This is a genomic window from Serratia sp. PGPR-27, from assembly GCF_022678525.1.
GTDB lineage: Bacteria > Pseudomonadota > Gammaproteobacteria > Enterobacterales > Enterobacteriaceae > Serratia > Serratia nematodiphila.
Genome location: NZ_JALBYS010000074.1, coordinates 1 through 3,683 on the forward strand (window position 1 = coordinate 1; position 3,683 = coordinate 3,683).

Below are 3,683 nucleotides of genomic sequence, written 5' to 3' on the forward strand. Positions count from 1 at the left end.
ATGGATCGCTTGCTGACTCGTGAATCCTTCCATTTGATGGTGCTCGATCTGATGTTGCCGGGTGAAGACGGCCTGTCCATCTGCCGCCGCCTGCGCAGCCAGAGCAACCCGATGCCAATCATTATGGTCACCGCCAAAGGCGAAGAGGTCGATCGCATCGTGGGGCTGGAAATCGGCGCCGACGACTACATTCCTAAACCGTTCAACCCGCGTGAGCTGTTGGCTCGTATCCGCGCGGTGCTGCGCCGTCAGGCGAACGAACTGCCGGGCGCGCCTTCGCAGGAAGAGGCGGTGATCGCGTTCGGCAAATTCAAACTGAACCTCGGCACCCGCGAGATGTTCCGCGAAGACGAGCCGATGCCGTTGACCAGCGGCGAGTTCGCGGTACTGAAGGCGCTGGTCAGCCACCCGCGTGAACCGCTGTCGCGCGATAAGCTGATGAACCTGGCGCGTGGCCGCGAATACAGCGCCATGGAACGCTCCATCGACGTGCAGATCTCTCGTCTGCGCCGTATGGTTGAAGAAGATCCGGCGCATCCGCGTTATATCCAGACCGTGTGGGGTCTCGGCTACGTCTTCGTCCCGGACGGCAGTAAGGCATGAGGCGATTGCGCTTTTCACCGCGTAGCTCATTTGCCCGAACTCTGTTGTTGATCGTCACCTTGCTGTTTGTCAGCCTGGTGACGACCTATCTGGTGGTGCTGAACTTCGCCATCCTACCCAGCCTGCAGCAGTTCAACAAGGTATTGGCCTACGAAGTGCGTATGCTGATGACCGATCGGCTGCAGCTGGAGGACGGCACGTTGCTGGAAGTGCCGCCGGCGTTCCGCCGTGAGATTTACCGCGAACTGGGCATCTCTCTCTACACCAACTCGGCGGCGGAGGAGAGCGGCCTGCGCTGGGCGCAGCACTACCAGTTCCTCAGCCAGCAGATGGCGCAGCAGCTCGGCGGGCCAACCGATGTGCGGGTGGAGGTGAACAAGAACTCCCCGGTGGTGTGGCTGAAAACCTGGCTGCAGCCCGATATCTGGGTGCGCGTGCCGCTGACGGAAATCCACCAGGGCGACTTCTCGCCGCTGTTCCGCTATACGCTGGCGATCATGCTGCTGGCGATCGGCGGCGCCTGGCTGTTTATTCGTATTCAAAACCGCCCGCTGGTGGAGCTGGAACATGCGGCGCTGCAGGTGGGCAAGGGCATTATTCCGCCGCCGCTGCGCGAGTATGGCGCTTCCGAAGTGCGGTCGGTGACTCGCGCATTCAATCAGATGGCGTCGGGCGTCAAACAGCTGGCGGATGACCGCACGTTGCTGATGGCCGGGGTCAGCCACGACCTGCGCACGCCGTTGACGCGCATCCGGCTGGCGACGGAGATGATGAGCGCCGAAGACGGCTATCTGGCTGAGTCGATCAATAAAGACATCGAAGAGTGCAACGCCATCATCGAGCAGTTCATCGATTATCTGCGCACCGGGCAGGAAATGCCGACCGAAAGCAGCGATCTGAACGCCATTTTAGGCGAAGTGGTCGCGGCCGAGAGCGGCTATGAGCGGGTGATTGAAACCGCGCTGTCGCCGGGCGAGCTGATGATGAATGTGCATCCGCTGTCGATTAAGCGGGCGGCGGTGAATATGGTGGTGAACGCGGCGCGTTACGGCAACGGCTGGATCAAGGTCAGCAGCGGCCGTGAGCTGCAGCGCGGCTGGTTCCAGGTGGAAGATGACGGGCCGGGCATCAAGCCGGAAGAGTTGAAGCACCTGTTGCAGCCGTTCGTACGCGGAGACAGCGCGCGCAGCACCAGCGGCACCGGTCTGGGGCTGGCGATCGTGCAGCGCATTATCGACGCGCATGACGGCGAACTGGATATCGGCACCAGCGAGCGCGGCGGGCTGTTGATCCGCGCGTATATTCCGTTGCCGATGGAGAAAAAAGAGTCGACCAACGGCCATCAAACGGCCAGGGAAAACGCCTGACCTCTGGTGTGGGCCGCGCCGCTGCGGCCCCGTCAGGACTTTCTGCTCATCACGTAGTATTCCGCCGCATCTTCATGCAACCGACGGCCGGTCGGCGCCTGCCACGGATCGATTAACTCGATGCCGCAGTGGAGGAAGTCTTTAGTATTGCGGGTGGCCAGGGCGGCGCCGTAATGCAGGCAGGTGGCGGCGATTTGGGTATCCGGCATGCTCATCGCTTTACCCAGCAGCCGATTCCTTGCCGTCAATTCCGCGTATTGCATCGCGCACAGCCCATCAAACGGTAATATCTGCCCCTCGAACTTCAATTCAATGGCGTCCGCCAATTTCAGCTTGAGATCCCGCTGGCGCTTGCCGTCAGGCATGCAGGCCACGCCGCTGAACAGTTCGGCGAGGACAATGGCGCTGAGATAGAGCTCGTCATTGTCCTTTTCATTTAACCAGTTAATGACGTTGTAGTACGGGCTGGGACGCAGCGTTTCTGAAATGACGTTGGTGTCGATAATGATCATGCGTTGTCATCTTCATCATCAAAGGTGACGATGCGTGGCGGCACGGCGTCACGCGGTGGGATCTCCAGCTCAACGCCGCCGAATTCGGCGAAGTGCTGATGCATCCAGGTACCCAATCCATAGCGCGGCGGCTTTTTCACCAGCGCCTGTTTCAGGATCATGCGCGCTTCCTCTTCCATGGAGTGGCCGTTTTTCGCCGCTGAGATACGCAGCAGCTCTTTGATTTCGTCGTCCAGATTTCTGACGGTGATAGTCGCCATTTAAACCTCCTTTGCTATCAATGATTGCATTGACTTATTTTCTCGTCTTGCCGATTAAAAAGCAATCGATAAAAATAAAAAAAGGCGCGGGATCCGCGCCTTAGCTGAAGAGGTAATGCTACCGAATTACAGCTTCGGGCCAGCGCTGACCAGCGCGGCGCCTGCAGGCGTATCGGTGTATTTGTCGAAGTTGGTGATGAAGCGCTCGGCCAGATCCTGCGCTTTTTCCTGCCACTGCTCGAGGCTGGCGTAGGTATTGCGCGGATCGAGGATCTCCGGATTCACGCCCGGCAGCGCGGTCGGCATCGCCAGATCGAAGATCGGCAGAGTGACGGTTTCCGCCTTGTCGATCTCACCGCTCAGGATGGCGTCGATGATGCCGCGCGTATCTTTGATCGAGATGCGTTTGCCGGTGCCGTTCCAGCCGGTGTTGACCAGGTAAGCCTGGGCGCCGGCGGCCTGCATGCGTTTCACCAGCACTTCGGCGTACTGCGTCGGGTGCAGCGACAGGAACGCGGCGCCGAAGCAGGCGGAGAAGGTTGGCGTCGGTTCGGTTACGCCGCGCTCGGTGCCGGCCAGTTTGGCGGTGAAGCCGGACAGGAAGTGGTACTGAGTCTGGTTGGCGGTCAGACGCGATACCGGCGGCAGCACGCCGAAAGCGTCGGCGGTCAGGAAGATCACCTTGGTGGCGTGACCCGCCTTGGACACCGGCTTGACGATGTTCTGGATATGATAGATCGGGTAAGAAACGCGGGTGTTTTCGGTTTTCGAACCGTCATTGAAGTCGATGCTGCCGTCGGCCAGCACGGTGACGTTTTCCAGCAGCGCATCGCGTTTGATGGCGTGGTAGATGTCCGGCTCGGCTTCTTCAGACAGCTTGATGGTCTTGGCGTAGCAGCCGCCTTCGAAGTTGAACACGCCGTCGTCGTCCCAGCCGTGCT

5 protein-coding genes are annotated in these 3,683 nt (G+C 60.0%); 2 read left to right on the forward strand and 3 right to left on the reverse strand.

The window, feature by feature from the left end:
• Together ompR and envZ are read left to right on the forward strand one after the other, a co-directional pair.
• Positions 1–603, forward strand: a 603-nt coding sequence (gene ompR, locus MMS95_RS23990) for a two-component system response regulator OmpR (protein WP_001498605.1), incomplete at its 5' end; no start/stop codon positions are given.
• Positions 600–1,970 (forward strand): two-component system sensor histidine kinase EnvZ, encoded by a 1,371-nt coding sequence (gene envZ, locus MMS95_RS23995; protein WP_015379311.1) that lies wholly within the window; start codon positions 600–602, stop codon positions 1,968–1,970. The genes ompR and envZ, both read left to right, overlap by 4 nt.
• Positions 1,971–2,002: 32 nt before the next feature.
• Here the strand turns inward: envZ and MMS95_RS24000 are convergent, their stop codons facing one another.
• The 3 genes from MMS95_RS24000 to MMS95_RS24010 all read right to left on the reverse strand — a co-directional run.
• Positions 2,003–2,482, reverse strand: a complete 480-nt coding sequence (locus tag MMS95_RS24000) for a type II toxin-antitoxin system VapC family toxin (protein WP_004930733.1) — start codon at positions 2,480–2,482, stop codon at positions 2,003–2,005.
• Positions 2,479–2,742, reverse strand: coding sequence for a plasmid stability protein (locus tag MMS95_RS24005; RefSeq protein ID WP_004930730.1), 264 nt, complete (start codon positions 2,740–2,742; stop codon positions 2,479–2,481). The genes MMS95_RS24000 and MMS95_RS24005 overlap by 4 nt, the downstream gene beginning before the upstream one ends.
• Before the next feature lie 126 nt (positions 2,743–2,868).
• Positions 2,869–3,683, reverse strand: an 815-nt coding sequence (locus MMS95_RS24010; RefSeq protein ID WP_242142426.1) for a phosphoenolpyruvate carboxykinase (ATP), incomplete at its 5' end; no start/stop codon positions are given.

What these genes read in the sequence shown, in the direction of transcription:
- MMS95_RS24005 (WP_004930730.1), bottom strand. Translation starts at nt 2,742, where the DNA reads ATGGCGACTATCACCGTCAGAAATCTGGACGACGAAATCAAAGAGCTG.
- envZ (WP_015379311.1), top strand. Translation starts at nt 600, where the DNA reads ATGAGGCGATTGCGCTTTTCACCGCGTAGCTCATTTGCCCGAACTCTG.
- MMS95_RS24000 (WP_004930733.1), bottom strand. Translation starts at nt 2,482, where the DNA reads ATGATCATTATCGACACCAACGTCATTTCAGAAACGCTGCGTCCCAGC.